The sequence below is a fragment of the Streptomyces sp. NPDC007162 genome (assembly GCF_040634175.1).
Classification (GTDB): Bacteria; Actinomycetota; Actinomycetes; order Streptomycetales; family Streptomycetaceae; genus Streptomyces.
In genome coordinates this window covers 1-26758 of the sequence record NZ_JBEYFC010000015.1, presented here as the reverse complement: position 1 = coordinate 26758, position 26758 = coordinate 1, and the positions used below count along the sequence as shown (strand labels likewise).

The following is a 26758-nucleotide window of genomic DNA, read 5'->3' as shown; positions in this document are numbered from 1 at the left end:
GAGGACGAACGAGGCGTGGTGCGGGGTTCCGGTCACCGCGGGGCCGCCGGGCTCTGTGACAGAACGCGCACACTCCCGCTACGGCTGCGGGGAACTGACGGGCCGTAGCCCGGCCAGCACCTGGTCGACGATCTGTTCGGCGAGCCCCTCGGGGAGTTCCGCGTCCTGCCGCCAGACCGCCCTGAGCAGCATGGGGCCGGTGAACATGTCGTTGGCCAGGTCGATGTCGATGTCGGCGCGGAGTTCGCCATTGGCCTGGCCGCGGCGCAGCACCTGCTTGCCGAGTTCACGACGGGGGCTCACCACACTGGTGTGGTAGGCGTCCCAGAGGCGGGGGCTGCTCTTCATCTGGGCGTACACGTTGTGCAGGATCGCCGAGGAACGGTTGCGCAGGCCGCGTCGGCGCACCGATTCGAGGAGCACCACGAGGTCGTCGCGCATGGAGGTGCCGGGGAGTTCGGGATCGGGGGGCTCGGCGGCCCGCATCACGTCGACGAAGAGTTCCTCCTTGCCGTTCCAGCGGCGGTAGATGGTGGCCTTGCCGACGCCCGCGGTCCGCGCGATCCGCTCGATGGACAGCTCGGCGAGCGGCACGCCGTCCTCCAGGAGCTTCATCACCCCTTCCAGGATGGCGCTCTCCACCGCCTCGCTGCGGGGGCGTCCCCTGGCCGGGCCCGCGGACCGGGGGCCGCTGTCGGCAAGTGTCACGTCGTACCGTCCTCTCACTGGCTGCGGGAATTCTCCCGCAGCCGAAGCCTCCCCCCGTGGTTCCCCCTCTGTCGTGTTCGGTCGTTCACTCCCCCGCGACGACCAACTCCTGCTCCCGGTCGCCCTGCTGGCCGGCCGGCGGCCTGCCCGGCAGGAACAGGGCCGTGACCAGGGCACCGATCAGCGCGACACCCGCGCCGCACAGGGCGGTGAGGTGCATGGCGTGCAGGAAGGCGTCGTTGGCCGGGGTGACCAGGGCCCTGCCCTGCGCCCCGAGCTTCCCGGCGACGCCCAGGGTGGCCTCGATGGACTCGCCGGCGGTCGCGCGCAGCCCGGGCGGCAGCGCGCCGAGCTTGCCCTCGATGCCGTTGCGGTACGACGTCGAGAGCACCGAGCCGAGGACGGCGATGCCGAGGGCGCCGCCGACCTGGCGGAAGGTGTTGCTGAGCGCGGAGGCGGAGCCGGCCTTCTCGCGGGGCAGCGCCTGCATGATGACGACCGAGGTCGGCGTCATGACGTGCGCCATGCCGAGGCCCATCAGGAAGAAGACGACTTCGAGGAGCCAGATGGGCGTGTCGGCCTGGAAGGTGGCGAACGCGGCCAGGGTGCCGGCGAGCAGCACCAGACCGCCCCCGGTGGTGACCTTGTTGCCCAGTCGCTCGACGACCAGCCGGGCCCGCGGCGCGAAGATCATCTGCGCGGCGGCCAGCGGCAGCATCAGCAGACCGGACTGCAGCGGCGAGTAGCCGCGCACGCTCTGGGTGTAGAAGACGGAGAAGAAGGTCACGCCCATCAGCGCGAAGAAGACCAGCGCGATGGCGGCCATGGCGGCCGAGAAGACCTTGTTCTTGAAGTAGGTGACGTCCAGGGACGGGTGGTCGCTGCGCTTCTCGAAGATCACGAAGCCGGTGAGCACCACGAGTCCGGCGGCGATGGTGGCGAGCACCTTGGCGTCGGTGAAGTCGGCGAGTTCGCCGCCCTTGATGATGCCGTAGACGAGGAGGACCAGGCCGACGACGGACAGCAGCACGCCGACCGGGTCGATCCGGCCCGGCCGCGGGTCGCGGGAGTCGGGCACCAGCCACACCATCAGGACGAGCGCGATGATCACGATGGGCACGTTGACGAGGAAGACCGAGCCCCACCAGAAGTGGTCGAGCAGCACACCGCCGGTGATCGGGCCGATGGCGATGGCGAGGCCGACGCCGCCGGCCCAGATGCCGATGGCCTTGGGCTGTTCCTGACGCTCGAAGACGTTCATCAGGACGGCAAGGGTGGCGGGCATCACGAAGGCGGCACCGAGGGCCATCAGCGCGCGGAAGCCGATCAGCTCGCCCGGTGAGCCGGACTCGGCGGCCAGCGCGGATCCGATGCCGAACACGACGATGCCGCCGATCAGCACCTTCTTGCGGCCGAGCCGGTCGCCGACGAGACCGGCGCTGAACAGCAGTCCGGCGAAGACCAGGGTGTAGGCGTTGATCGCCCACTCCAGCTGGCTCTGGGTGGCGCCGAGGCCGGTCGGGGCCGGGGTGGAGATGGTCTTGACGGCGACGTTCAGGATCGAGTTGTCGAGCACCACGATGAGCAGGCTGAGCATCAGGACGCCGAGGATCGCCCAGCGGCGGCGGTGTACCGCCTCGGGTATCCGGGGGCCCGGTGGAGCGTGGTCGGCAGGAGTTGTCATGCCGCCGAGCCTAGACCCATTTCAATACGGTACCGTCTCGTATCTTAATTCCTTTACCCAGGCCTTACGCAACGCGTCACCTCGGGGTGGCGATGACCGATGGATCACATGACGGTCCCCTGGCCGCGGGCGGCACGAAGTGCCACCATGGAAGAGGTCCGGGGACACCGTCAGGGTGCCTCGAGATGACTTGAAGGAGCCGTTGTCATGACGCAGCTTCCGGCTGCCCAGACTGTGCAGCACAGCCCCTCCGACGGCAGCAGGACGCTGTACGGGGGCAAGGGCACCCGCCGCATCACTGTCCGCGACATCGCCCTCGCCAAGGAACGCGGCGAGAAGTGGCCGATGCTCACCGCGTACGACGCGATGACCGCCTCCGTCTTCGACGAGGCCGGGATCCCGGTCCTCCTGGTCGGCGACTCGGCGGGCAACTGCCACCTCGGGTACGAGTCGACGGTGCCCGTCACCCTGGACGAGATGACGATGCTGTCGGCGGCGGTCGTGCGCGGCACGCAGCGTGCCCTCATCGTCGGCGACCTCCCCTTCGGCTCCTACCAGGAGGGCCCGGTGCAGGCGCTGCGCTCGGCGACCCGGCTGGTGAAGGAGGCCGGCGTCGGCGCGGTCAAGCTGGAGGGCGGCGAGCGCTCGCACGACCAGATCCGGCTGCTCGTCGAGTCCGGCATCCCGGTGATGGCGCACATCGGCCTGACCCCGCAGTCCGTCAACGCGATGGGCTACCGGGTGCAGGGCCGCGGCGAGGAGGCGGCCCAGCAGCTGCTGCGGGACGCCAAGTCGGTGCAGGACGCGGGCGCGTTCGCGGTCGTGCTCGAACTGGTCCCGGCGGAGCTGGCGGCCGAGGTGACCCGGGTGCTGCACATCCCGACGGTCGGCATCGGCGCGGGTCCCGAGACCGACGCGCAGGTCCTGGTCTGGACGGACATGCTGGGCCTGACCTCGGGCCGGGTGCCGAAGTTCGTGAAGAAGTACGCGGACCTGCGCGCGGTCATGGGCGACGCGGCGCGGGCGTACGCCGAGGACGTGGTCGGCGGAACGTTCCCGCTGGAGGAGCACTCCGTCCACTAGAGAGCCACTGCGGTAACACCAAGGACAGCCCGCCGATCTTCCCCCGTCGGCGGGCTGTTCTGTGGGCGGGCTGTTCTGTCGGTGGGCTGCCGGGGTGTGTCGGTGGGCTGTCGGTGGTTTGTCGGTGGCGCCTGGCACCGTTCTTGCCATGACGCGAATCGACAACAACGCCGTGTCCGTACGGGGGCTGGTGAAGCACTACGGCGACACCAAGGCACTCGACGGAGTTGATCTGGACGTCCGCGAGGGCACCGTGATGGGTGTGCTCGGACCCAACGGGGCCGGCAAGACGACCCTCGTACGCATCCTGTCCACGCTGCTGCGGCCCGACGCCGGAGAGGCGGTCGTCGCCGGGTACGACGTGCTGCGCCAGCCCCGCCTGCTGCGCCGGGTGATCGGGCTGACCGGTCAGTACGCCTCGGTGGACGAGAAGCTGCCGGGCTGGGAGAACCTGTACATGATCGGGCGGCTCCTCGACCTGTCCCGCAAGGACGCGCGGGCCCGGGCCGACGAACTGCTGGAGCGCTTCTCGCTGACCGAGGCCGCCAAGCGGCCGGCGAGCACCTACTCCGGCGGCATGCGGCGCCGCCTCGACCTCGCCGCCTCGATGATCGGCCGCCCCCAGGTGCTCTACCTGGACGAGCCCACCACCGGTCTGGACCCGCGCACCCGGAACGAGGTGTGGGCCGAGGTCAAGGCCATGGTCGGCGACGGCGTGACCGTACTGCTGACCACCCAGTACATGGAGGAGGCCGAGCAGCTCGCCTCCGAGCTGACCGTCGTGGACCGCGGGCAGGTCATCGCGAACGGCCGGGTCGAGGAGCTGAAGGCGAAGGTCGGCGGCCGGACGCTGCGGGTGCGGCCCGTCGACCCGCTGCAGGTGCGGCCGCTCGCCGAGATGATCGACGAGCTGGGCATCACCGGGCTCGCCTCGACGACCGTGGACGCGGAGAACGGCGCCCTGCTGGTGCCGATCCTCAGCGACGAGCAGCTGACCGCGGTGGTCGGCTCCGTCACCGCGCGCGGTATCACCATCAGCTCCATCACCACCGAACTGCCCAGCCTGGACGAGGTGTTCCTGTCCCTCACCGGCCACCGGGCCAGTGCCCCGCAGGACCCCGAGCCCGCCGACGACCGTCAGGAGGTCGCCGTATGAGCGCCACCGCCGTCACCACCCTCCCCGCGACCGACGCCCCCATCTCGCTCCGGGCCCATCTGCGGCACACCGGTGCGCTCGTCCGCCGCAATCTGCTGTGGATCCGGCAGGACCCGGAGTCGATGTTCGACGCCATCCTGTTCCCGGTGATCTTCACGCTGCTGTTCGTGTACGTCTTCGGCGGCTCCATCGGCAAGTCGCTCGGCGGCGGCCAGCAGGCGTACGTCCAGTACGTGGTCCCCGGCCTCATGGCCATGATGGGGATGAACATGGCCCAGGGCGTGGGCACGGGGTTCAACACGGACTTCAACTCCGGTGTGATGGACCGCTTCCGGTCCCTGCCGATCGGCCGCGGCTCGGTGCTGTTCGCCAAGATCGCGGTGGAGCTGATGCGGATGCTGTTCGCGACCGCGGTGCTGATGGTCGTCGCCCTCCTGGTGGGCTTCGACATCACCCACTGGTCCGGGCTGCTGGCCTCGGTGGGCCTGTCGGCGGTGTTCGGCTCGGCCCTGATGTGGGTGTTCCTCACCCTCGGCGTGATCATGAAGAGCGCCCAGTCGGTGCAGGCGATGGGCTTCCTGGTGCTGATGCCGCTGCAGTTCGGCTCGTCGATCTTCGCGCCGACCGACTCGATGCCGGGCTGGCTCCAGGCCTTCACCGACTACAACCCGCTGTCCGCGCTCGCCGACACCGCGCGCGGCCTGATGCTCGGCGGCCCGGTGGCGCACAGCCTGTGGGTGACGCTGGCCTGGTCGGTCGGGCTCACCGCGGTGATGGCCCCGGTCGCCATCCACAAGTTCCGCACCAAGAGCTGACGTCACCGATCGAAAGCTCAGACCAGGGCGGTGGCCTCCGCGAGGGAGAGGCCACCGCCCTCGGCGTACGCCGAGGCGTAGACCCGGTCGTCTCCGACCGCGGCCCGGACCCGGGCCTCCGTCCGCTCGCGCGTCGTGCGCTCGCTGCCGGTCGGCACGTGTCCGGGCGGCAGCAGGGCTTCGGCGGCACCCAGGCAGCGGGCCGCGTCCGCGGCACGGGCACCACCGTCGAGCCCGGCCAGCGCGAGTGCGGCGACGGTCAGGCAGACGCACTGCAGGTGCGGGGCGATGGCCTGGGTCAGCGGGTCCGCGATGTGCCCGAACGCCTTCCGGAGCCTGGTCAGGGACTCGGTGTGAAAGCCCTCCAGGGCCTCCAGCCAGCCCTCCTGGGTGAGGATAAAGGCATCGAAGACGACAAAGTGCGCGATCTTGAACTCCTCGCGCACCATCCGGAGTTGCTCGCGGGCCTCGGTGAGCCGGCCGTCCAGCATGAGCCAGTTCGACAGGAAGAGCCGTGCGGCGGGCCTCGCCTCGTTGGCCGGGCCGTCGGCACGGTCGAGGACCTCGCGCAGCAGCCGTTCGCCGTCCTCGGCGTCCCCGGCCTCCAGCAGCACGGTGCCGAGGCGGGCCTGGAGCACGTTGACCTGGGCGTGGGCACCGAGCCGTGTGGCGTGCTCGACGGCGGCCCGGTAGTCGACGGCGGCCGCCAGGAACTCTCCCTTGCGCTCCAGTGACTCGGCGCGCGCGGACAGGGCCTCGGCGGTGCCCCAGTCGTCCCCGAGGCGGCGGAAGATCTCCAGTGACTCGTCGGCGTCACGGGTGGCGTCACCGGCCCAGGCGGCGCGGTTGGCCAGCACGTTGGCCCGCATCTGAAGGGCGGCGGCCAGCTCCCACTCGTAGTCGGGGGTCCCACGGCAGACGTCGACGACGGCGTCCACGATGGTGCGCAGCCGGTCCATGCCGCCGGTCAGCATCACGGCGTAGAACCAGAACATGCCGGGGGCGCGGGAGGTCTGTGGCAGACCGGGCTCGTAGACCTGGGTGACGGCCCGCAGTTTGGCCTGCGCGGCCGGGGTCTGCCAGACGTCCAGCTCGGTGTCCATGCAGGCCATGTGCGCCAGGTGGACGCCGCGCCGGGCCTCGGTGAGCACCTCGCCGGTGTACGGCGGCGCGATGGCGGTCAGGCGCTGCCAGACCGGTTCGGCGGGGGCGACCGGTTCGGCGAAGGGGTCGGGGCCGAGGGCCATGATCTCGCCGCACCAGGTGCGGGCCTCGATCCGCTGGTCGCGCATCTGCCAGTACCAGACCAGGGAGTGCGCGAGGCACAGCGCCTCCTGCTCGTCGCGGGCGGCGACGGCGTGACGCAGGGCGGTGCGCAGGTTCTCGTACTCCAGCCCGAACCGTGCCAGCGCGCCGCGCTGGCCGGAGCCACGCAGCAACGGGTCGGTGGTGCGGGCGAGTTCGCGGTAGTACGTCAGGTGGGCGCGTTCGGCGGCGGCCCGCTCGCCGCTCTCGTCGAGGCGTTCGCCCGCGTACTCGGCGACGGTCTCCAGGAGCCGGTAGCGCATCCCGTCGTCCACCGCCGAAGAGGCCGCCACCACCAGGGACTTGTCGACGAGAGAGCCGAGCGCGTCGAGGGCGGCGGGTCCGCAGACGGCCTCGGCGGCGGTCAGGTCGCAGCCGCCCGCGAAGACCGAGAGCCGGCCGAGGACGTCCCGTTCACCGGTGTCGAGCAGGTCCCAGGACCAGTCCACGACCGCGCGCAGGGTCTGCTGGCGGGGCAGCACGGTACGGCTGCCGGAGGTGAGCAGGCGGAAACGGTCGTCCAGCCGGTCGGCGATCTGGCGGGGGGTGAGCATCCGGAGCCGGGCGGCGGCCAGTTCGATGGCGAGGGGCAGTCCGTCCAGGCGGCGGCAGATCTCGGCGCAGGCCGCCGCGGTCTCCTCGTCGGCGTCCACCGTGAAGCCCGGGCGGGCCGCGGCGCCCCGGTCGGCGAACAGCCGCAGCGCCACCGGATCGGGCAGCGGTTCCACCGGGCGCAGCAACTCCCCCGGCACGCCGAGCGGTTCGCGGCTGGTGGCCAGCACGGTCAGGTCCGGGCAGCGCTCCAGGAGCCGGGCCGCGAGGTCGGCCGCCGCGTCGACGACGTGCTCGCAGTTGTCGAGGATGATCAGCAGGCGGCGCCGGGCGCAGTGTTCGACGAGCCGCTCGACCGGGTCGTCGTGCCGGTCGGCGGCGGCCCGCATGCCCTCGGCGCCGGCGCCGTACAGCACGGTCTCGCGGGCACCGAGCGCGCTGAGCACCGCCTCGGGTACGGCGGCGGGGTCGTCGACGGGAGCCAGCTCGGCGAGCCAGACCCCGTCCCGGGCGGCGGACCGCACGGTCTCGGCGGCCTCCTGCGACAGCCGGGTCTTGCCGGCCCCGCCGGGCCCGAGCAGGGTGACCAGCCGGGCGGCGCGGAGGTCGCCGCGGATGGTCTCGATGTCGGCCTCGCGCCCGACGAAGGAGGTGAGCCGGGCGCGCAGGTTGCCCGGGCGCGGCGCCGGTGCCTTCGGTGCCGGGACGGGGTCCAGCAACTCGGCGTGCAGGGCGCGTAGTTCGGGGCCCGGGTCGGAACCGAGGCGGTCGGCGAGCAGGTGCCGTACGCCGTCGTAGGCGGCCAGTGCCTCGGCGGTGCGGCCGGTGGCGGCCAGGGCGCGCAGGCGCAGGGCCTGGAGCGGTTCGTCGAGCGGGTGGGCGTCGCACAGGGCGGTGAGCTCGGGCAGGGACTGCTCGGCCTGGCCGAGGGCGAGGGCGGCGGTGTGGCGGGCGCGCCGGGCGTCCAGGCGGCGGGCGTCGGCACGGGCCGCCTCGGCGGTGCGGTCGGGCAGGTCGGCGAGGGCCGGGCCGTACCAGAGGGCGAGGGCGTCGTCGAGGACGGTCACCGCCTTGGCCGGGTCGCCGTCGGCGAGGGCGCGCAGGCCGTCACCGGTGAGCCGTTCGAAGCGGTGCAGGTCGACGTCGTCGGGGGCGGCGGCGAGGCGGTAGCCGCCGTCGGCGGACGCGACCGCGTCCGCGCCGAGGGCCCGCCGCAGCCGGCCGACCAGCGCCTGGAGCGCGCCGCTCGCGTCGGCGGGCGGGTCGTCGCACCAGACCTCGTCGACGAGCAGCCCGGCGGGCACCGGGCGGCCGGCCCGCAGCGCCAGCACGGCCAGCAGGGCACGCAGCCGCGCCCCGCCCACGGGGACGGCCGTACCGTCGGGGCGGAGTACCTGGGTGGTGCCGAGGATCCGATAGCGCACGGGGTTCATTGTCCCTGGGGACGCCCTCGCGGCGCCCGTGGGTTTCGGATGCGTACCGACGAGCAGGAACCCGCAGCCCTGCGCATGACGTTCTTCCCACGTCACCTGTACGGTCGACCCCGCACGCCACCGCCACCGCCACCGCCTCCGACGCGACCCGGGAGTCCCCCGCCATGACCGCCACCACCACCCGCCCCAGCGACCGGCGGATCAGTCCCGTGTTCGTCGGGATCCTGGCCGTCACCGCGGTGACCGGGTGGGCCACCTGGTCCGGCTTCGCCGAGCAGCCCGGCGTCGCCGTGTTCCTGTTCGTGACGGCGGCGTGGATCGTCTCCCTCTGCCTGCACGAGTACGCGCACGCCCGTACCGCCCTGCACAGCGGGGACATCACGGTGGGCACGAAGGGCTATCTGACGCTGAACCCGCTGAAGTACACGCACGCGCTGCTGAGCATCGTGCTGCCGGTGGTGTTCGTGATCATGGGCGGGATCGGTCTGCCCGGCGGTGCGGTCTTCATCGAGCGCAGCCGGATCCGCGGCCGCTGGCGGCACAGCCTCATCTCGGCGGCCGGCCCGCTGACGAACGTGCTGTTCGCCGCCGTCTGCACCGCCCCCTTCTGGCTGGACGCCCTGGACGGCGTCCCGCGCGACTTCCGGTACGCGCTGGCCTTCCTCGCCCTGCTCCAGGTCACCGCCGCGATCCTGAACTTCCTGCCGGTGCCGGGCCTGGACGGCTACGGCGTGATCGAGCCCTGGCTGTCGTACGGCGTGAAGCGGCAGGTGGAGCCGTTCGCGCCGTTCGGCCTGCTGTTCGTGTTCGCGCTGCTGTGGGTGCCGTCGATCAACAGCGCGTTCTTCGACGTGATCGACGCGCTGCTGCGTCACCTGGGCGTCGACGGGTTCTCGCAGTACTGCGGTCAGGAGCTGTACCGGTTCTGGCAGGGCACGAACGAGTACTGCTCCGCCACCGGCTGACCGGTCCCCGCCCCGGCGGGGCGGGGTGACGGGAGGGAGCGCTACGGGAGGGTGAGGATGTCCGCGCCGGTGTCGGTCACCACCAGCGTGTGCTCGAACTGCGCGGTGCGCCTGCGGTCCTTGGTGACGACCGTCCAGCCGTCCTCCCACATGTCGTACTCGTGCGTCCCGAGCGTCAGCATCGGCTCGATGGTGAAGGTCATCCCGGGCTGCATCACGGTCGTCGCGTGCGGGCTGTCGTAGTGCGGGATGATCAGCCCGGAGTGGAACGACGAGCTGATGCCGTGCCCGGTGAAGTCCCGGACCACCCCGTAGCCGAAGCGCTTCGCGTACGACTCGATGACCCGGCCGATGATGTTGATCTGGCGGCCCGGCCGGACCGCCTTGATCGCCCGGTTCAGGGACTCCCGGGTGCGCTCCACCAGCAGCCGGCTCTCCTCGTCGACGTCCCCGACCAGGTAGGTCGCGTTGTTGTCGCCGTGCACTCCGCCGATGTACGCCGTCACGTCCAGGTTGACGATGTCGCCGTCCCGGAGCACGGTCGAGTCCGGGATGCCGTGGCAGATGACCTCGTTGACGCTGGTGCACAGCGACTTGGGGAAGCCCCGGTAGCCGAGCGTGGACGGGTAGGCCCCGTGGTCGCACATGTACTCGTGCGCGACCTTGTCCAGTTCGTCGGTGGTCACCCCCGGAGCGATGATCTTCGCGGCCTCCTCCATCGCCTGCGCGGCGATACGACCGGCGATCCGCATCGCCTCCACGGTCTCCGGGGTCTGCACCTCGGATCCGGTGTACGGGGTCGGCGCGGGTTTGCCGACGTACTCGGGTCGGCGGATGTTTCCGGGTACCGAACGGGTGGGAGAGAGCTCCCCTGGTACGAGCAGCGACTGGCCAGACATGCCAGCGAGTCTAACCAGCGGGCATGCGGGAACATGTGGATGGCGAAAGGAGCCGGTCATGGCCTTGTTCAAGAAGCGGACCGTCGCTAAGGCGGGCGAGTGGTACTACTGCCTGCAGCACAAGAAGGTCGAGGAGGGGCCGGACTGCCCCGCGAAGGACCGGTTCGGCCCCTACACCACCAGGGCCGAGGCGGAACACGCCATGGAGATCGCCCGCGAACGCAACCTCCAGTGGGAGAACGACCCGCGGTGGCACGACGCACCGGCCGGTGACTCCTCGGACGAGGCCTGATCAGAGGGGGCGGCGGCGCGCGCCCGCGGACGAGGTCTCACCAGGGGCTCGGCGGTGGGGCCAGCGCCGTGTCCGCCAGCCTCGCCAGGCGGTCCCGGAAGCGCCGTCCCCGCGGGGACGGCGCGTTCTCGCCGGTCGCCGCGCTGACCAGGTGCTGGACCGTGTCGAGGTCCAGTTCCGCGCCCTCGGGGACGACGAGGGCCTCGTGGGCCATCGCCGTCAGCGCGTCGTCGGCGGTGGTGGACAGGGTCAGGACCGTGACGCCCGCGCGGCGGGCCGTGTGCACCCGTTCCAGCAGGGCCTGTGTCTCCCCCTGCGTCACCAGCAGCAGCGTCTCGCCCCGGCGGGCGGCCTCGATGCGGCCGGGGCCGACCGCGAGGTGCGCGGGGTCGGTGGGGCGCGCGTCGTGCCGTACCAGGGTCGGCGCCAGTTCCGGCGTACCGGACCAGGCCGCCTCGTCCACCAGGTGCGCCGCGAGATGCCACGGCTCGTGACCGGGGGTGCCGGCCAGCAGCAGGCCGCCGCCGTGGGTCACCACCGAGCCGCGCAGCACACCCGCGAATCTCCGCGTGGCCTGCAACCACTCGGTTCCGGCGAGCACTTCGCGCAGCAATGCGACCCGTACGGCGTCCATGTCCCCGCATACTGCCGCAATCGGCCACTCGTGACGCGCCGTTCACCCCGAGTTCGCCCGATCCGGGCAGGAGGCGCCCCATGAGCGACGCGGCAGCAAGCATTCCCTTTCACGCGGGCACCGAGGGCTACGCCAGTTTCCGGATCCCGGCGGTGGTGGTGTCCCGGGCGGGTACGGTCCTCGCCTTCTGCGAGGGGAGAGCGGACTCCGCCGCCGACCACGGGCACGTCGACATCGTGCTGAAGAGGTCGGGCGACGGCGGCCGCACCTGGGGAGCGCTCCAGGTCGCCGCCCGCAACGGGAGCGATCTCGCCGGCAACCCCGCCCCGGTCGTCCTCGACACCGGCCGGATCCTGCTGGTGCACGTCCGCAGCGCCGCCTCCGCCACCGAGGACGCCATCCTGCGCGGGCAGGTGTCCGACGCGGACGGGCGGCGGGTGTGGGTGCAGCACAGTGACGACGACGGGGTGACGTGGTCCGGGCCCGTGGAGATCACCGGGTCCGTGAAGAAGCCCGGGTGGCGGTGGTACGCGACCACTCCCGGGCACGCCCTCCAACTGCGGTCGGGGCGGGTCGTCGTACCCGCCAACCACACCGTCCCGCCCACCGGCGGCGACAACGGGACCGAGGCCAGGTACAACAGCGGGCACTGCCTGCTCAGCGACGACCGCGGTGCGACCTGGTACCTCGGCTACGTCGACGAGAACACCGACGGGTACATCAACGCGAACGAGACCACCGCCGCCGAACTCCCCGACGGGCGCGTCTACTTCAACACCCGCAACGACGCGACGGCGCCCGGCCGCCGCGCCGACGCCCACTCGCGGGACGGCGGTCGCACCCTGGTCAGGCCGTTCCGGCCGCAGGCCGGGCTGACCGCCCCCGTCTGCGAGGCCAGTGTGCTGCAACTGCGCGATCCGGACCTGCTGTTGTACTCCGGGCCCGCCGATCCGGCCGCCCGCGCCCTGATGACGATCCGCGCCTCCGCCGACGGCGGCACCACCTGGCGGTCCGCGTACACCGTGGACGGGCTGCCCGCGGCCTACTCCGATCTGGCCCGCGTCGACGCGGACACCGTGGGACTGCTGTACGAGACCGGTGACTTCAGCGCGTACACGACGATCACGTTCCGTCGGGTGCCGGTGGACCGGCTCACCTGACCGGGTGGCCCACCTGGCCGGGTACGGCCGCCCGCCCGGACGTAGAGTCGGCCCCATGACCTCTTCCGACAGTGCACAGCAGCCGGCCGCCGAGAAGGCTCCCGCCCCCGCCAAGGACCCCTGGGACCTGCCCGACGTCTCCGGCCTGGTCGTGGGTGTGCTCGGCGGCACCGGGCCGCAGGGCAAGGGCCTCGCCTACCGGCTGGCCCGGGCCGGCCAGAAGGTGATCATCGGTTCCCGGGCCGCGGAGCGCGCGCAGGCCGCCGCCGAGGAGCTCGGGCACGGTGTCGAGGGCGCTGACAACGCCGAGTGCGCGCGCCGCAGCGACCTCGTGATCGTCGCCGTGCCGTGGGACGGGCACGGCAAGACGCTGGAGTCGCTGCGCGGGGAGCTGGCCGGGAAGCTGGTCGTGGACTGCGTCAACCCGCTCGGCTTCGACAAGAAGGGCGCCTACGCGCTCAGGCCGGAGGAGGGCAGCGCGGCCGAGCAGGCGGCGGCGCTGCTGCCCGACTCGCGGGTCACGGCCGCCTTCCACCACCTGTCGGCCGTACTGCTCCAGGACCCGGAGATCGAGGAGATCGACACCGACGTCATGGTGCTCGGCGAGGTGCGGGCCGACGTGGAGATCGTGCAGGCGCTGGCCGGACGGATCGCCGGGATGCGGGGCGTCTTCGCGGGGCGGCTGCGCAACGCCCACCAGGTGGAGTCGCTCGTCGCCAACCTGATCTCGGTCAACCGCCGCTACAAGGCACACGCCGGGCTCCGCGTCACGGACGTGTGAGCGGATGGGGGACACTGGTGGACGCCAGCAGTGTCCCCGCGCCCGATCCCGCGCCCGTCAGGAAAGCGACCCTATGCCCCGCCTCGCCCTCTACGCCCTGGCCGTCTGCGTCCTCGCCGTCGTCGCCGCCGTCGTCTCCTTCGTCCAGGGCAGCTGGCCGGTCGGCGTGGTCTGGGTGCTGCTGACGGGCGTGTCGTCGAACATGACCTGGTACTACGCGCGGCGCGGCCGGGGCGGGAAGCCGACCGCCGGCTGAGCCCCCGGCTGCTTCTCCGGGCCCTCCAGGAGGACCCGCCCGCCGATCTCCACCCAGCCGTAGGGCTGCGGTGCCGTGAGGATCTGCGAGCCCTTGCCCTGGGTGATGTTCAGGGCGCGGCCCAGCCGGTCGGTGAGCAGCAGTGCCGCCGCCCCGGTCGCCTCGTCCTCCTGGATCCCGTCGTCGCGGCCGGGGAAGCCGCGGGCGCGGACCCGGCCGGCCGACTCGTCCTCCCAGGCCCAGGCGTAGACCCACTCCCCCGGTGGCGGCACCGGCAGCGCGTCCACCTCGGCGGCCGTGGCGTACTGGCGCAGGGTGCGCGGCGGGACCCACTCCGGGAGCGCCTCGATCCAGCTGAACTCCCCGTCCAGCCGGGCGCCGACCACACCGGCGGGGGTGACCAGTTCGGGTACGTCCAGCAGCCAGGCCGTGCCGACGCACGGGTGTCCGGCGAAGGGCAGGCGCACGGTGGGGGTGTAGATGTCGACGATCCCGCGCTCCGGGTCGTCCACGAACACGGTCTCGCTGAACCCGAGTTTCCCGGCCAGCGCCTGCCGGTCCGCCGGCTCGGGCAGCACCGAGCCCTCGCGGACGACGCCGAGTTCGTTGCCGTATCCGCCGTTCGCCGCGCAGAAGACACGCAGCACGTCGTAGTCAGTCACTCCGGCATTGAAGCACCCGGATCCACTTGACTTTCCCTTTACCATCCTTTGGTGTCGACTTTGAGCCGTCGAGATCAAGCCGTGCCTGTGATTCTTCCGTGCCTGGTGAATCACACCCCGCATGGGTATGAGTGAGGTAAGCCTCAGGTAAGTTAGGGCAGCCTCACCACACCATCTCGCTGGGAGCCTGCATGCGTGCCGTCCGACTCACCGTCACCGCCGCCGCCACCGCGGCGGCTCTGACCGCCCTCTCGGCCTGCACGGCGAAGAGCGACGCCAAGGGCAGTGACGCGATCCAGGTGACCGCCGCCGACTCCCGGTGCGGGACGTCGGCCACGTCGGTGCCGGCCGGGCACGTCACCCTCGCCATCGAGAACAAGGGCTCCCAGGCCACCGAGGTCGAGATCCTCTTCCCCGACGACCGGATCGTCTCCGAGAAGGAGAACATCGGGCCGGGGACCAGGTACACGCTGACCGCCGAGGTGAAGGCCGGGTCCTACGAGATAGCCTGCCGGCCCGGGATGAAGGGGCACGGCATCCGGCAGAAGCTCACCGTCACCGGCTCCGGCACGGTCGCCGAGCGCAGCCCGGCGCTCGACAAGGCCGTCGCCGACTACCGCGAGTACGCCCAGGAACAGGCCGACGCCACGGTGCCGCTCGCGCGGACCTTCGCCGACGCCGTCAAGGCCGGCGACCTGGACGCCGCCAGGAAGGCGTACTCCCCCTCGCGGCTCGGCTGGGAGCGCACCGAGCCGATCGCCGAGTCCTTCGGTGACATCGACCCGAAGACCGACACCCGCGCCGACGGCCTGGAAGAGGGCCAGAAGTGGACCGGCTGGCACCGGCTGGAGAAGTCCCTGTGGGCCGACAAGAAGGCCGGTGCCACGGAGGCGGCGCTCGCGGACCAGCTCGTCGCCGACCTGACGGACTGGCAGAAGCGGGTCGGCAGGGCCGAGATCACCCCGACCTCCATGGCCAACGGCGCCAAGGAACTTCTCGACGAGGTCGCCACCGGCAAGGTCACCGGTGAGGAGGACCGTTACTCCCACACCGACCTGGTCGACTTCAAGGCCAACGTCGAGGGCGCCCAGAAGGCGTACGAGCTGCTCAAGCCGGTCGCCGCGAAGAACGACCAGGCGCTGACCGCCGAACTCGACAAGCAGTTCGCCGCCCTGGACACCCTGCTCGACACGTACCGCACCGACAAGACGTCGTACGACTTCGTGTCCTACGACAAGGTCACCAAGGACCAGCGCAAGGAGCTGTCCGACGCGGTCAACGCCCTCGCCGAGCCGCTGTCCAAGCTCGCCGCGGCCGTCGTCAAGTAAGGGGCGGGACATGAACGAGAAGGCGACTCCCTCGCGGCGGGCGCTCATCGGCTGGGGCGGTGCCGGGCTCGCGCTCGGCGCGGCGGTGGCCGGGGGCGCGGTGGCGATGGCCGAGGCCGGCCAGGACGTGGACCCGGCCGCCGCATCCGAGGCCGGGGGCGCGGTGCAGTTCCACGGCGCGAACCAGGCCGGTATCGCCACGCCCGTCCAGGACCGGCTGCACTTCGCCGCGTTCGACGTGCAGACCGACGACCGGGCCGCGTTCGTCCAGCTGCTGAAGGACTGGACCGCGGCGGCCCGCCGGATGACCGCCGGGAAGGCGTTCGGCGAGGGGGCGTACGGCGGGCTCGCCGAGGCGCCGCCGGACGACACCGGTGAGGCGCTCGGGCTCCAGCCGTCCCGGCTGACCCTGACGATCGGCTTCGGCCCCTCCCTGTTCGAGAAGTTCGACCTCGCCGGACAGCGGCCGGCCGCGCTCGTCGACCTGCCGAAGTTCCCCGGGGACAACCTCGACAGGTCCCGGACCGGCGGCGACCTGTGCATCCAGGCCTGCGCCGACGATCCGCAGGTCGCCGTGCACGCCATCCGCAACCTCGCCCGGATCGGCTTCGGCAAGGTCGCCGTCCGCTGGTCCCAACTCGGCTTCGGCAAGACCTCGTCGACCACCCCGGACGCCCAGACCCCGCGCAATCTCATGGGGTTCAAGGACGGCACCCGCAACATCGCGGGGACCGAGACCGACCGGCTGAAGAAGTTCGTCTGGGCGCAGGAAGGGGACGGTCCGGCCTGGATGACCGGGGGGTCGTACCTGGTCGCCCGGCGCATCCGCATGAACATCGAGACCTGGGACCGTGCGTCGCTCCAGGAGCAGGAGGACGTGTTCGGGCGGGACAAGGGCGAGGGCGCCCCGGTCGGCAAGGCCAAGGAGCACGACGAGCCGTTCCTGAAGGCGATGAAGCCCGACGCGCATGTGCGCCTCGCGCATCCCGACTCCAACGGCGGGATCACCATCCTGCGCCGGGGCTACTCGTTCACCGACGGCACCGACGGGCTCGGGCGGCTGGACGCCGGGCTGTTCTTCCTCGCCTACATGCGTGACGTACGCAAGGGGTTCATCCCGTTGCAGCGCAGGCTGTCCGCCTCCGACGCGCTCAACGACTACATCCAGCACGTGGGTTCGGCGGTCTTCGCGGTTCCGCCCGGCGTCCGGGACAAGGACGACTGGTGGGGCCGGACGCTGTTCTCCGATTCCGCCGGGTCCTCCGATTCCGCCAAGGGGGCGTGAGCCGTGTTCTCCAACTACCTGATCGGTCTGCGGGAGGGCCTGGAGGCCTCGCTCGTCGTCTGCATCCTCATCGCCTACCTGGTCAAGACCGGGCGGACGGACGCCCTGAAGCCGATCTGGATCGGTATCGGCGTGGCCGTGCTCATCGCCATGGGCTTCGGTTGCGCGCTCGAATTCGGCTCCCAGGAGCTCACGTTCGAGGCGCAGGAGGCGCTCGGCGGGTCGCTGTCCGTCATCGCGGTCGGCCTGGTGACGTGGATGGTGTTCTGGATGCGGCGCACCGCCCGGCACCTGAAGTCGGAGCTGCACGGCAAGCTCGACGCGGCCCTCGCGATGGGCACCGGCGCACTGGTCGCCACCGCCTTCCTCGCCGTCGGCCGCGAGGGGCTGGAGACCGCGCTGTTCGTGTGGGCGTCCGTGCACGCGGCCAGCGACGGCACCCCGCGCCCGCTGGTCGGCGTGGCCCTCGGCCTGGCCACCGCCGTGTTCCTCGGCTGGCTCTTCTACCGGGGCGCCCTGAAGATCAACCTGGCCAGGTTCTTCACCTGGACCGGCGGCATGCTGGTGGTGGTCGCGGCGGGCGTGCTGGCGTACGGCTTCCACGACCTCCAGGAGGCCGACTGGATCCCCGGGCTGACGAACCAGGCCTTCGACATCAGCGGCACCGTCCCGCCGGACAGCTGGTACGGGACGCTGCTGAAGGGCGTGTTCAACTTCCAGCCCGATCCGACCGTGCTCCAGGTCACGGTGTGGCTGCTGTACCTGGTCCCCACGCTCGTACTCTTCTTCGCCCCGGTAGGGTTCGCCTCCGGGAAGGGGAAGGTGAAGGCACCTGATGACGCACCTGACGACCAGGGATCGCGGCCCTCGACGGCTCCGCGGGCGTGACCGGAACGCGCTCCTCGCGGTCTCGCTGACCGCCCTGTCACTGACGGCGAGCGGCTGCGTGGTGGTGCACGGGGAGCGCGAGGTGCTCCCCACCACCACCCGCGCCGAGGCGGCGAAGGCACTGCGGCAGTTCACGGACGCGTACAACAAGGCCGACAAGGCGTACGACGGTTCCCTGGACGCGGACCGCACGACCGGCGCCCTCGCCGACATCGACTCCGCGCGTCTGAAGGCCGGGCACATCAACAGCCCCGGCGGCAACTCGGGCCACTCCGCGCTGGAGTTCGACGACGTCACTTACACCATCCCCAAGAAGGCGGGCTGGCCGCGCTGGTTCGTCGCCGACGCGCACGGCAACAAGGGCGGAGACGACCGCTGGCTGCTGGTCTTCACCCGCGACAGCCTCTCCGAACCGTTCCAGGTGGCGTATCTGACGCTGGTCGCCCCGGGCGACGTACCGAAGTTCAGGACCGACAAGGACGGCTGGGCCGAGGCAGTACCGGCGAACAGCACCCGACTCGCGGTTCCCCCGGGCGAGTTGGGCCGGGACTACGTCACGTACCTGAAGAGCGGCGGTCCGGTCTTCGCGGCCGGCGCGCACACCAGCGGCTGGCGGGCGGACCGCAGGAAGTCGACCAAGCCGGGGCTCGCCACCCAGTACATCGACGAGCCGCTCACCGACGGCGACTACGCCCCGCTCGCGCTGCGCACCGCCGACGGCGGGGCGCTGGTGTTCTTCGCCACCCGCTACTACGCCAAGCAGACCGCGGCCGCGGGCACCTCGGTGCCGGCCCAGAACCAGGACGTCAAGGCCCTCACCAAGGGTGAGATCAAGCAGTCGCTGACGATGCAGTTCGTCTCCAACCAGGTCGCCCTGGACCCGGCGGGCACCGGAAAGGTGTCGGTCCTCGGGCGTATCCAGGGGCTGACGTCCGCGCAGGGGTCCTGACCCTCCGCACAGGGGCCTGAGGGGCCTCGCGAGGGGCGTTCAGCGCCGCAGCGGCCAGGCGACGGCCGCCTGGCCGGGCTCCTCGCCGGCGTGCCGGGCGCAGGCGTCGGTGAGGGTCTCCAGCAGGCTCAGCGGGTCGGGCAGGGCGTGCTCGGGGCCGCGTACCCAGTGCACGCGCCGGTCGTCGTCGCCGGGCAGCCGGGCGGGCGGCACGAGGACGTACGACCCCCGGCAGTGCCAGCGCAGGCCGGGGTGCTCGGCCATGGTCTCGGGGTGGCAGTCCAGTTCGCACGGCCACCACTCGTCCTCGTCCTCGGGGGTGCCGCGGGTGAGGGTGAAGAACAGCATGCGGCCGTCGTCGCTCTCGGCGACCGGGCCGACCTCCACGCCGCTCGCGAGCAGCCGCTCCAGCGCCTGCCGGCCGGCTTCCAGCGGGACGTCCAGGACGTCGTGGGTCATGCCGGTCGCGGTGATGAAGTTGGCCTGCGGCTGGTGCCGCGCCCAGCGTTCGATCTGGGCGCGGTCGGTGGTGGACTGCGTCTGCCAGGCGAACGACACCGGGTGCCGGGCGGGGGTCGGGCAGCCCACGCGGTCGCAGGAACAGCCGTAGCCGGGGGCGGGGTGGGCGGCGGGGGCCAGCGGGAGGCCGGCGGCCGCGGCGGCGAGCAGCAGGTCCTCGCGGTCGTCGGCGGCGGCTGTCTCCTTCGGACGGCGTCCGAGCAGCCACTGGGAGAGTTTGCCCTGCCGACCGCTCCGGCCGCCGAACGTCGCGCTCATCTGTCGCCCTCGCCTCGCTGTGGTCCCGACAGCATGCCTTATCGTCCCATCTGGGCGTGAAGGGGGGTACGGGGGGCGGGAGCGTATTGCGGTGGTGAGGGGGGATTGCGGGGATTGCAAGCTCTCGCGTCTGCGGCGGCTCTCGCGGGGGTTACAGGGGCTCGCGCCCGTTACTCCTTGCGCTCCCTCGGCGGCCACGGGTCCCCCCAGTCCGCGTCCCGTGCCGCCCGGTAGAGCTCGCCGTGGCGTTTGGTGACCGTCGTCCGGCGCAGTTGCTCGTCGGGCTCGCACAGGTCGAGCAGGACCTGGCCCTTGCGGATCTGGGGCCGGCGGACCACCCGGGCCGGGGCGGGGGTGGCCGGGAGGCGGGTGGCGGCGACGTAGCTGAACTTCTCGTCCTCGTAGGGCAGCGAGCCGCCCTTGACCTGGCGGTGCAGGGAGGAACGGCTGACCCGGACCGAGAAGTGGCACCAGTCCGCGCCGGGGACGATCGGGCAGGCGGCGCTGTGCGGGCAGGGCGCGGCGATCCGGAACCCGGCCGCGACGAGGCGGTCCCGGGCCTCGATGATCCGGGCGTAGCCGGCCGGGGTGCCGGCCTCGACGATCACCACGGACCGCGCGGCGGCCGCGGCGGCGGTGACGAGGGCGGCCCGGTCGGCCTCGTCGAGTTCGTTCAGGACGTACGACACCGTGACCAGGTCGGTGCTCTCGATGGTGAGCGCCGCTCCGATCCGGGAGCGCCGCCACGACGCCTGGCGCAGTGCCGGGTTCGCCGCGGCGATCTCCCGGCCGAGGGCCAGCGCGGGCTCGGCCCAGTCGAGGACCGTCACCGGCCGTACCCCGGCCCAGGTGTCGGTCACCGCCCAGGTGGCCGCGCCCGTCCCGCCGCCGACGTCCACGTGGCTGTCCGGCGCCCAGCCCTCGGGCAGCGTGTCGGCGAACTCGGCCAGCGCCGACCGTACCGCCTCGAAGGTCGCCGGCATCCGGTACGCCGCGTAGGCCACCACGTCGGCCCGGTCCCGCAGGATCGGTGCGTCGGTCGGGGTGGCGCCGCGGTAGTTGGCGATCAGCCGGTCGACCGCGCCGACGGCCTGCCGGGGCGGCAGGCCGTCCAGGAGGTGACCGAGGGTGGCACGGAGCCGGTCGGCCGGAACGGCGGAGTCCGGGGTCCCGGCGGCCGGGGTCTCGGGGTCCGGGGTCTCGGGGTCCGGGGTCTCGGGGTCCGGCGCTGCGGAGCCCTGGGCTGCGGGGTGGTTCACCCGGCGATTGTATGGACAGCCCGGGCGAGGCGGGTCGCCGCGGCGGCGCGGGGTGCGCTGTCCGCGGGGCGCCGCACCGGGTGCACGGTGTTGGCCAGCAGGACCAGGAAACTGTCCGTGGCCCGGTCGAGGACCAGGCTCGTCCCCGTGAACCCGGTGTGCCCGGCCGCGCCCCGCCCCGCCAGTTCGCCCATGAACCAGGGCTGGTCGACGACGAACCCCAGCCCGGGCGGGCTCAGCAGCAGGTCCACGAAGTCGGGGCCGAGGATGCGGGCCGGCCCGTAGGCGCCGCCCGCGAGCAGTGCGCGGCAGAAGACCGCCAGGTCGCGCGCGGTGGCGAACAGACCCGCGTGCCCCGCCACCCCGCCCAGCGCCCAGGCGTTCTCGTCGTGCACGACACCGCGCAGCATTCCCCGGTCCACCTTGGCCCACGGCCGCCGCTGGTCCTCGGTGGCCGCCGCGCCGGGGCAGGGCCCGAAGTCGGTGGCGGTCATCCCGAGCGGGCGGGTGATGCCGTCGCGGACGAGGACGTCGAGGGTGCGGCCGGAGATGCGCTCCAGGACGTGCTGGAGCAGCAGCATGTTCAGGTCGGAGTAACGGTGGACGCCGGGTGCGGAGCTGGGTGCCTCGGCGCGCAGCAGGTCGAGGCGGGCGGTGTCGTCCGGGCAGTCGTACAGGGGGAGTTCGGGGCGCAGGCCGGAGGTGTGGGTGAGGAGCTGGCGGACGGTGATGCCGTGGGCGGCGGCCGCGTGGAAGTCGGGGAGGTAGGCGCCGACGCGGGCGTCGATCCCGAGGGTGCCGCGTTCCAGCTGCTGCACGGCGGCGACCGCGGTGAAGAGCTTGGTGAGGGAGGCCACGTCGAAGGGGGTGTCGACGGTCATCGGGACCCGGGCGGCGGGCGGCGGTTCGACACCGGCGTCGGTCTCGGGGTCGTACCCGGACCAGCGCACGGCCCAGCCCGCGGCCTGCTGCACGGCGATCACGGGTCCGCGGCCGGCGACCACGACGGCCCCCGCCGCCCAGGGCCGTTCCCCGGTGGTCAGGTCGCGCACCTCGCGGACGAGGTGTCTGAGTTCCGCTGGGTCGAGACCGGCCCGTTCCGGTGTCTCGACGCGCAGTCTCGGCACGCTCAGCGCTCTTCCGCCTTTCTCGGCTCCGCCCGAACGGGGACACCCCCATTCTCCGTTCCCGCACGGGTGTTCGCCCGCACGTCCCAAGGACGGCACATTCCCACGAAGCAGGCCAGTGCCACCAGTGCCCCCGCCAGTTGGACGATCGCCATGGGCACGGCGGTTCTCTCCCCGGCGATCCCGACCAGCGGCGAGGCGACCGCGCCGACCAGGAACGACGTGGTGCCGAGCAGTGCGGACGCGGAACCGGCGGCGTGCCGGGTGCGCAGCAGGGCGAGGGACTGGGCGTTGGGGAGGGTGACACCCATCGCGGACATCAGGACGAACAGGGCGGCGGCGACGGGGGCGAGCCCGACCGGGCCGAGGGCGCCGGTGGACATCAGCAGCAGGGCGGTGGCCGCGAGGACGGTCACCACCAGGCCCGTGCCGAGCACCTTGTCGAGGCCGACCCGGCCGACCAGCAGCTTGCCGTTGACCTGCCCGGCGATCAGCAGCCCGACGGAGTTGAGGCCGAAGAGCAGGCTGAAGGTCTGGGGGGAGGCGCCGTAGATCTCCTGGATCACGAAGGGCGAGGCGCTTATGTAGGCGAAGAGGGCGGCGAAGGCGAAGCCGCCCGTGAGCATGTAGCCGGTGAAGGGGAGGTCGGCGAGGAGGGTGCGCATGGCGCGTACGGCCCCGGCCGCTCCCCCGGCGTTCCGGGCGGCGGGCGGCAGGGTCTCGGGGAGCTTGACCCAGACCAGCGCGGCGAGCGCCGCTCCGACGACGGTGAGGACGACGAAGACGCCCCGCCAGTCCGTCACCCGCAGGAGCTGCCCGCCGATCAGCGGGGCCACGATCGGGGCCGCCCCGGAGACCAGCATCAGGGTGGAGAAGAAGCGGGCCATGGCGTCCCCGTCGTACAGGTCGCGTACGACGGCCCGGGCGATGACGATGCCCGCGGCGCCCGCGAGGCCCTGGGCGAGCCGGAAGGCGACCAGGGTCTCGACGTTCGGCGCGAGGGCGCACAGGGCGGTGGCGACGACGTAGACGGCGAGGCCTGTCAGCAGCGGGCGGCGGCGTCCCCAGCGGTCGCTCATCGGGCCGACGGCGAGCTGGCCCAGGGCCATGCCGGCGAGGCAGGCGGTGAGGGTGAGCTGGACGGTGGCGGCGGGGGCGTGCAGGGAGCGGGTGACCTCGGGCAGCGAGGGAAGGTACATGTCCATCGCCAGCGGGGGCGTCGCGGTGAGCCCGCCGAGGAGCAGGACGAGGAGGAGTCCGGCGCGGCGGGCGGCGGGCGGCGCGGCCGCGGTGCCACGGGGTACGGCGGTGTCATGGACGCCTGGTGTCGTCGGCGCCGGCTGCTCGGGCATGTTCCCCCCACTGCGTAGGTGTCGCGGTACGGGTCCGCTCTTGCTGGACCCGGTCGGCCCCCGCATATGCTCTCAGCTCGTACGGACTGCCTGGAAACACATGAGCGAGGGTGGGGCTGCCGGGATGGCTGAGCAGAGTGTGCGGTGGGGGATCCTGGCGACGGGCGGGATCGCGGCCGCCTTCGCGGCCGACCTGGTGGATCTGCCCGACGCGGAGATCACGGCGGTGGCCTCGCGGTCGCCGGAGTCGGCACGGGCCTTCGCGGAGCGGTTCGGGATCGAGCGGGCCTACGGCGACTGGGAGTCACTGGCCCGGGACGAGGACGTCGACGTCGTGTACGTCGCCACTCCGCACTCGGCGCACCGGGCGGCCGCCGGGCTGTGCCTGCGGGCAGGGCGCAACGTGCTGTGCGAGAAGGCGTTCACGGTCAACGGCCGGGAGGCCGAGGAACTCGTCGCGCTGGCGAAGGAGCACGACCGCTTCCTGATGGAGGCGATGTGGACGTACTGCAACCCGCTGGTGCGGCGGCTGACGGCGCTGGTCGCGGACGGGGCGGTCGGGGAGGTGCGGACCGTGCAGGCGGACTTCGGCCTCGAGGGCCCGTTCCCGCCGTCGCACCGGCTGCGGGACCCGGCGCTGGGCGGGGGCGCACTGCTCGACCTGGGCGTGTACCCGGTGTCGTTCGCGCACCTGCTGCTCGGTGAACCGGACGGGATATCCGCGCGAGCGGTGCTCTCGGAGGAGGGCGTCGATCTCCAGACGGGTGCACTGCTCTCCTGGGAGAGCGGCGCTCTCGCCCTGGTGCACTGCTCCATCGTCGGCGGTACCGGCAACGGCGCCTCGGTCACCGGCTCGCACGGCCGGATCGACATCCCGGACGGCTTCTTCCACCCCGAGCGCTTCGTCCTGCACCGCGACGGCCGCGACCCGGAGGAGTTCGTGATGGACCCGGCCGACGGCCCGCGCAACACCCTGCGCCACGAGGCCCGGGAGGTCATGCGCGCCCTGCGGGCCGGCGAGAAGGAGTCCCCGCTCGTCCCGCTCGACGGCACCCTGGCCGTGATGCGCACCCTGGACACGCTCCGCGACCAGATCGGGGTGCGCTACCCCGGGGAGGCGTGACCTGACCCGGCCGCCCTCCGTAGGGTGCGGGCCCATGGATGCCAAGCAATCGAGGATCGCGGTGGTCACCGGTGCCGGTTCGGGGATCGGGCGGGCCGTCGCCGTCGAGCTGCTGACGGCCGGCTGGTCGGTGGCGCTGGCCGGGCGGCGGCCGCGGACGCTGGAGGAGACGGCGGCGCTGGTGCCCGGGGGCGCCGCCGTCGCCGTCCGCACGGACGTGGCGGTGCCGCAGGACGTCGACGGGCTGTTCGCGGCGACCGTGGAACGGTTCGGACGGGTCGACCTGCTGTTCAACAACGCCGGGACGTTCGGGCCCGGCGGGGTGGCCGTCGAGGACCTGTCGTACGAGGCGTGGCGGCACGTCGTGGACACGAACCTCAACGGGGCGTTCCTGTGCGCGCAGGCCGCGTTCCGGCAGATGAAGGAGCAGGAGCCGCAGGGCGGGCGGATCATCAACAACGGGTCGATCTCGGCGCACACGCCCCGCCCGCACTCCGTCGCCTACACCGCGACCAAGCACGCGCTGACGGGGCTCACCAAGTCGCTCTCCCTGGACGGGCGGCCCTACGGGATCGCGGTCGGGCAGATCGACATCGGCAACGCGGCCACCGACATGACGGCCCGTATGGAGACCGGCGCGCTGCAGGCGAACGGGGAGATCGTCCCGGAACCGGTGATGGACGTGGCCGACGTGGCGCGCACCGTGCGGCACATGGCCGAGCTGCCCCTGGCCGCGAACGTGCAGTTCGCGACGGTGCTGGCGACCGCGATGCCGTACGTGGGGCGGGGCTGAACCGCCGTTCAGTCAGGGCCTTCGCGATCTATACAAGCGGAATCCCCACCTCCGCGGTATTGCGGCCGGTAACAGGCCTATGCTCGACTCTTCTCCACCAGAACTTCACACTTGGAGCTCTGGGGTTCCGCCGACCACTCCGAGGGGGAGGCGGCAGCCGCTCCACCGGACCGGGTGGGGGTGGACCCGCGTGGACCGCGGGTACGCACCGGTGGGTGGGGCGGCTGCCGCAAGACGTCAACTCCCCTGCACGTCATGCGAGTCGGGCCCGGCGCTCGCATCGGGCACGGCCTTCGCACCGGGCACAGCCTTCGCACCGGCCCCGGCGGCGACCGTCGCGCGGCGGCGCCGGCGCAGCGCCCAACCCCCGGCGCCCAGCAGCGCCAGCGTGACCGCCCCGCCCTCGGCGAGCCGCCACGGCGAAGGGCCGGACGACATCGCCGCCGCCCCCGTACCGGACGCCCCCGCGGCCCCCTCGGCCCCCGAGGCCGACGGGCCCGCGCTCGCCCCGCCCTCGCTCAGCGGATCGACCAGCACCCCCACCGGCCGCGCCGCGCCCCCCTTGCCGAAACCCCAGTCGAGGAGCGCCGCGGTCTCCTCGTACACGGCGTTGGTGCCGGGGGCCGGGTGCATGACGGTGACCAGCAGGGTGCGGCCGCCCCGGGTGGCCCCGCCGGTGAAGGTGTTGCCCGCGTGGCTGGTGTAGCCGTTCTTGACGCCGAACAGGCCCTGGTAGACGTCGAGTCCCCAGGCGCCGGTGAGCAGGCGGTCGGTGTTCTGGATCTGGAAGGTCTTCCTGCCGCCCGCCGGGAAGTTCGCGGTCCTCGTCCCGCAGTAGCCCCGGAACTCGTCGTCCTTCAGCCCGTGCCGGGCGAAGAGCGTCAGGTCGTACGCGGACGACAGCTGGCCCGGGTGGTCGAAGCCGTCCGGGCTGACCACATGGGTGTCCAGGGCCTGCAGGTCGACCGCCTTGGCCTGCATCTCGGCGACGGTCTTCGCGATCCCGCCGTTCATGTGGGAGAGGACGTGCACGGCGTCGTTGCCGGAGCGCAGGAAGACGCCCTGCCACAGCTGCTCGACGGTGTAGGTGATGCCGGGCTTGATCCCGACCAGGCTGGAACCGGACGGGACGTCGGCGAGGTCGGAGTCCTTGACCTGGTAGCGCCCGCTGCGCTCGAACTTCTTCAGCACGGTGTCCGCGAACAGCATCTTCAGGGTGGACGCGGGCGGCAGCCGCCGGTGCGCGTCGTACGAGGCGAGCACCTCCCCGCTCTCGCAGTCGGCCAGCAGCCAGGCCCGGGCGGTGATCTTCCTGGGGAAGCCGGCGGCGCCGCTCAGCTGTACGCCGCCGCGGGCCAGCCGCTCGCCGCCTATCGCCGTGGTGGCGGAGGCGGGGGTCGCCGAGAGGACGGGCAGGGCGGCGGCCGTCAGTCCGAGGGCGGCACGCCGGGTCAGCCGAGAGGAATCGCGCATCCCGGGACCGTACACCGCG

At 72.4% G+C, this 26758-nt stretch carries 25 protein-coding genes; 14 read left to right on the top strand and 11 right to left on the bottom strand.

Features of this window, described 5'->3' with window-relative positions:
* Positions 1–78 precede the first annotated feature (78 nt).
* A complete protein-coding gene (locus ABZ646_RS03445) occupies positions 79–708 on the bottom strand; it encodes a TetR/AcrR family transcriptional regulator (protein WP_360512479.1) in 630 nt (209 codons plus the stop codon).
* A gap of 85 nt (positions 709–793) precedes the next feature.
* Complete coding sequence (locus tag ABZ646_RS03440; protein WP_360512477.1) at positions 794–2392, bottom strand: MFS transporter; 1599 nt, start codon at positions 2390–2392, stop codon at positions 794–796.
* Positions 2393–2599: 207 nt separating this feature from the next.
* Between ABZ646_RS03440 and panB the strand changes: the two genes are divergently transcribed.
* The 3 genes from panB to ABZ646_RS03425 all read left to right on the top strand — a co-directional run bounded on the left by panB (position 2600) and on the right by ABZ646_RS03425 (position 5446).
* Complete coding sequence (gene panB, locus ABZ646_RS03435) at positions 2600–3475, top strand: 3-methyl-2-oxobutanoate hydroxymethyltransferase (protein WP_360512475.1); 876 nt, start codon at positions 2600–2602, stop codon at positions 3473–3475.
* A 148-nt stretch (positions 3476–3623) separates the two neighbouring features.
* Positions 3624–4631 (top strand): ATP-binding cassette domain-containing protein, encoded by a 1008-nt coding sequence (locus ABZ646_RS03430; protein ID WP_360512473.1) that lies wholly within the window; start codon positions 3624–3626, stop codon positions 4629–4631.
* Positions 4628–5446 carry an ABC transporter permease gene (locus ABZ646_RS03425; RefSeq protein WP_360512471.1) on the top strand — a complete coding sequence of 273 codons (819 nt, stop codon included), beginning with the start codon at positions 4628–4630 and terminating at the stop codon, positions 5444–5446. Before ABZ646_RS03430 ends, ABZ646_RS03425 begins: the two co-directional genes overlap by 4 nt.
* A 17-nt stretch (positions 5447–5463) precedes the next feature.
* Here ABZ646_RS03425 and ABZ646_RS03420 read toward each other — a convergent pair whose 3' ends face one another.
* Positions 5464–8736, bottom strand: a complete 3273-nt coding sequence (locus tag ABZ646_RS03420) for a BTAD domain-containing putative transcriptional regulator (RefSeq protein WP_360512469.1) — start codon at positions 8734–8736, stop codon at positions 5464–5466.
* Positions 8737–8900: 164 nt separating this feature from the next.
* Between ABZ646_RS03420 and ABZ646_RS03415 the strand changes: the two genes are divergently transcribed.
* Positions 8901–9701, top strand: coding sequence for a site-2 protease family protein (locus ABZ646_RS03415; protein WP_360512467.1), 801 nt, complete (start codon positions 8901–8903; stop codon positions 9699–9701).
* Between the two features lie 41 nt (positions 9702–9742).
* Here the strand turns inward: ABZ646_RS03415 and map are convergent, their stop codons facing one another.
* Complete coding sequence (map, locus tag ABZ646_RS03410) at positions 9743–10600, bottom strand: type I methionyl aminopeptidase (RefSeq protein WP_360512465.1); 858 nt, start codon at positions 10598–10600, stop codon at positions 9743–9745.
* Between the two features lie 58 nt (positions 10601–10658).
* On the opposite strand from map, the gene ABZ646_RS03405 reads away from it, so the two are divergent.
* Positions 10659–10892 (top strand): hypothetical protein, encoded by a 234-nt coding sequence (locus ABZ646_RS03405; RefSeq protein ID WP_360512463.1) that lies wholly within the window; start codon positions 10659–10661, stop codon positions 10890–10892.
* Between the two features lie 37 nt (positions 10893–10929).
* Here ABZ646_RS03405 and ABZ646_RS03400 read toward each other — a convergent pair whose 3' ends face one another.
* Positions 10930–11526: a hypothetical protein gene (locus tag ABZ646_RS03400; RefSeq protein WP_360512461.1), complete on the bottom strand. Its 597-nt coding sequence runs from the start codon at positions 11524–11526 to the stop codon at positions 10930–10932.
* Between the two features lie 80 nt (positions 11527–11606).
* Between ABZ646_RS03400 and ABZ646_RS03395 the strand changes: the two genes are divergently transcribed.
* The 3 genes from ABZ646_RS03395 to ABZ646_RS03385 are packed head-to-tail and all read left to right on the top strand — an operon-like array spanning position 11607 to position 13723.
* Positions 11607–12686: a sialidase family protein gene (locus ABZ646_RS03395; protein WP_360512459.1), complete on the top strand. Its 1080-nt coding sequence runs from the start codon at positions 11607–11609 to the stop codon at positions 12684–12686.
* A 55-nt stretch (positions 12687–12741) separates the two neighbouring features.
* Positions 12742–13467, top strand: a complete 726-nt coding sequence (gene npdG / locus ABZ646_RS03390) for an NADPH-dependent F420 reductase (protein ID WP_360512457.1) — start codon at positions 12742–12744, stop codon at positions 13465–13467.
* A gap of 4 nt (positions 13468–13471) precedes the next feature.
* Complete coding sequence (locus tag ABZ646_RS03385; protein ID WP_360512455.1) at positions 13472–13723, top strand: hypothetical protein; 252 nt, start codon at positions 13472–13474, stop codon at positions 13721–13723.
* Here the strand turns inward: ABZ646_RS03385 and ABZ646_RS03380 are convergent.
* A complete protein-coding gene (locus ABZ646_RS03380; protein ID WP_360512453.1) occupies positions 13681–14385 on the bottom strand; it encodes a PhzF family phenazine biosynthesis protein in 705 nt (234 codons plus the stop codon). The genes ABZ646_RS03385 and ABZ646_RS03380 overlap by 43 nt on opposite strands.
* Before the next feature lie 191 nt (positions 14386–14576).
* On the opposite strand from ABZ646_RS03380, the gene efeO reads away from it, so the two are divergent.
* The 4 genes from efeO to ABZ646_RS03360 are packed head-to-tail and all read left to right on the top strand — an operon-like array spanning position 14577 to position 18835.
* Positions 14577–15713: an iron uptake system protein EfeO gene (gene efeO, locus ABZ646_RS03375; RefSeq protein WP_360512451.1), complete on the top strand. Its 1137-nt coding sequence runs from the start codon at positions 14577–14579 to the stop codon at positions 15711–15713.
* 10 nt (positions 15714–15723) lie between these two features.
* Entirely contained in the window at positions 15724–16998 is a 1275-nt protein-coding gene (gene efeB, locus ABZ646_RS03370) for an iron uptake transporter deferrochelatase/peroxidase subunit (RefSeq protein WP_360512449.1), read from the top strand.
* A gap of 3 nt (positions 16999–17001) precedes the next feature.
* On the top strand, positions 17002–17886 hold the full coding sequence (gene efeU / locus ABZ646_RS03365) for an iron uptake transporter permease EfeU (RefSeq protein ID WP_360512447.1): 885 nt from the start codon (positions 17002–17004) through the stop codon (positions 17884–17886).
* Positions 17834–18835: a hypothetical protein gene (locus ABZ646_RS03360; protein WP_360512445.1), complete on the top strand. Its 1002-nt coding sequence runs from the start codon at positions 17834–17836 to the stop codon at positions 18833–18835. Before efeU ends, ABZ646_RS03360 begins: the two co-directional genes overlap by 53 nt.
* 39 nt (positions 18836–18874) lie before the next feature.
* On the opposite strand, the gene ABZ646_RS03355 is transcribed toward ABZ646_RS03360, so the two are convergent.
* From ABZ646_RS03355 to ABZ646_RS03340, 4 genes are all read right to left on the bottom strand, one after another.
* Positions 18875–19612: a bifunctional DNA primase/polymerase gene (locus ABZ646_RS03355; protein ID WP_360512443.1), complete on the bottom strand. Its 738-nt coding sequence runs from the start codon at positions 19610–19612 to the stop codon at positions 18875–18877.
* 170 nt (positions 19613–19782) lie between these two features.
* The gene (locus ABZ646_RS03350; protein WP_360512507.1) at positions 19783–20727 is read right to left on the bottom strand and encodes a small ribosomal subunit Rsm22 family protein; all 945 of its coding nucleotides are present in this window, start codon (positions 20725–20727) and stop codon (positions 19783–19785) included.
* Positions 20728–20867: 140 nt separating this feature from the next.
* Positions 20868–22004, bottom strand: a complete 1137-nt coding sequence (locus ABZ646_RS03345; RefSeq protein WP_360512505.1) for a serine hydrolase domain-containing protein — start codon at positions 22002–22004, stop codon at positions 20868–20870.
* A complete protein-coding gene (locus ABZ646_RS03340; RefSeq protein WP_360512441.1) occupies positions 22001–23350 on the bottom strand; it encodes a multidrug effflux MFS transporter in 1350 nt (449 codons plus the stop codon). The genes ABZ646_RS03345 and ABZ646_RS03340 overlap by 4 nt, the downstream gene beginning before the upstream one ends.
* 124 nt (positions 23351–23474) lie before the next feature.
* Between ABZ646_RS03340 and ABZ646_RS03335 the strand changes: the two genes are divergently transcribed.
* Positions 23475–24473, top strand: a complete 999-nt coding sequence (locus tag ABZ646_RS03335; RefSeq protein WP_360512439.1) for a Gfo/Idh/MocA family oxidoreductase — start codon at positions 23475–23477, stop codon at positions 24471–24473.
* A 34-nt stretch (positions 24474–24507) separates the two neighbouring features.
* The gene (locus ABZ646_RS03330) at positions 24508–25266 is read left to right on the top strand and encodes an SDR family oxidoreductase (RefSeq protein WP_360512437.1); all 759 of its coding nucleotides are present in this window, start codon (positions 24508–24510) and stop codon (positions 25264–25266) included.
* A gap of 237 nt (positions 25267–25503) precedes the next feature.
* Here the strand turns inward: ABZ646_RS03330 and ABZ646_RS03325 are convergent, their stop codons facing one another.
* Complete coding sequence (locus ABZ646_RS03325; protein WP_360512503.1) at positions 25504–26754, bottom strand: serine hydrolase; 1251 nt, start codon at positions 26752–26754, stop codon at positions 25504–25506.
* Between the last annotated feature and the right edge of the window lie 4 nt (positions 26755–26758).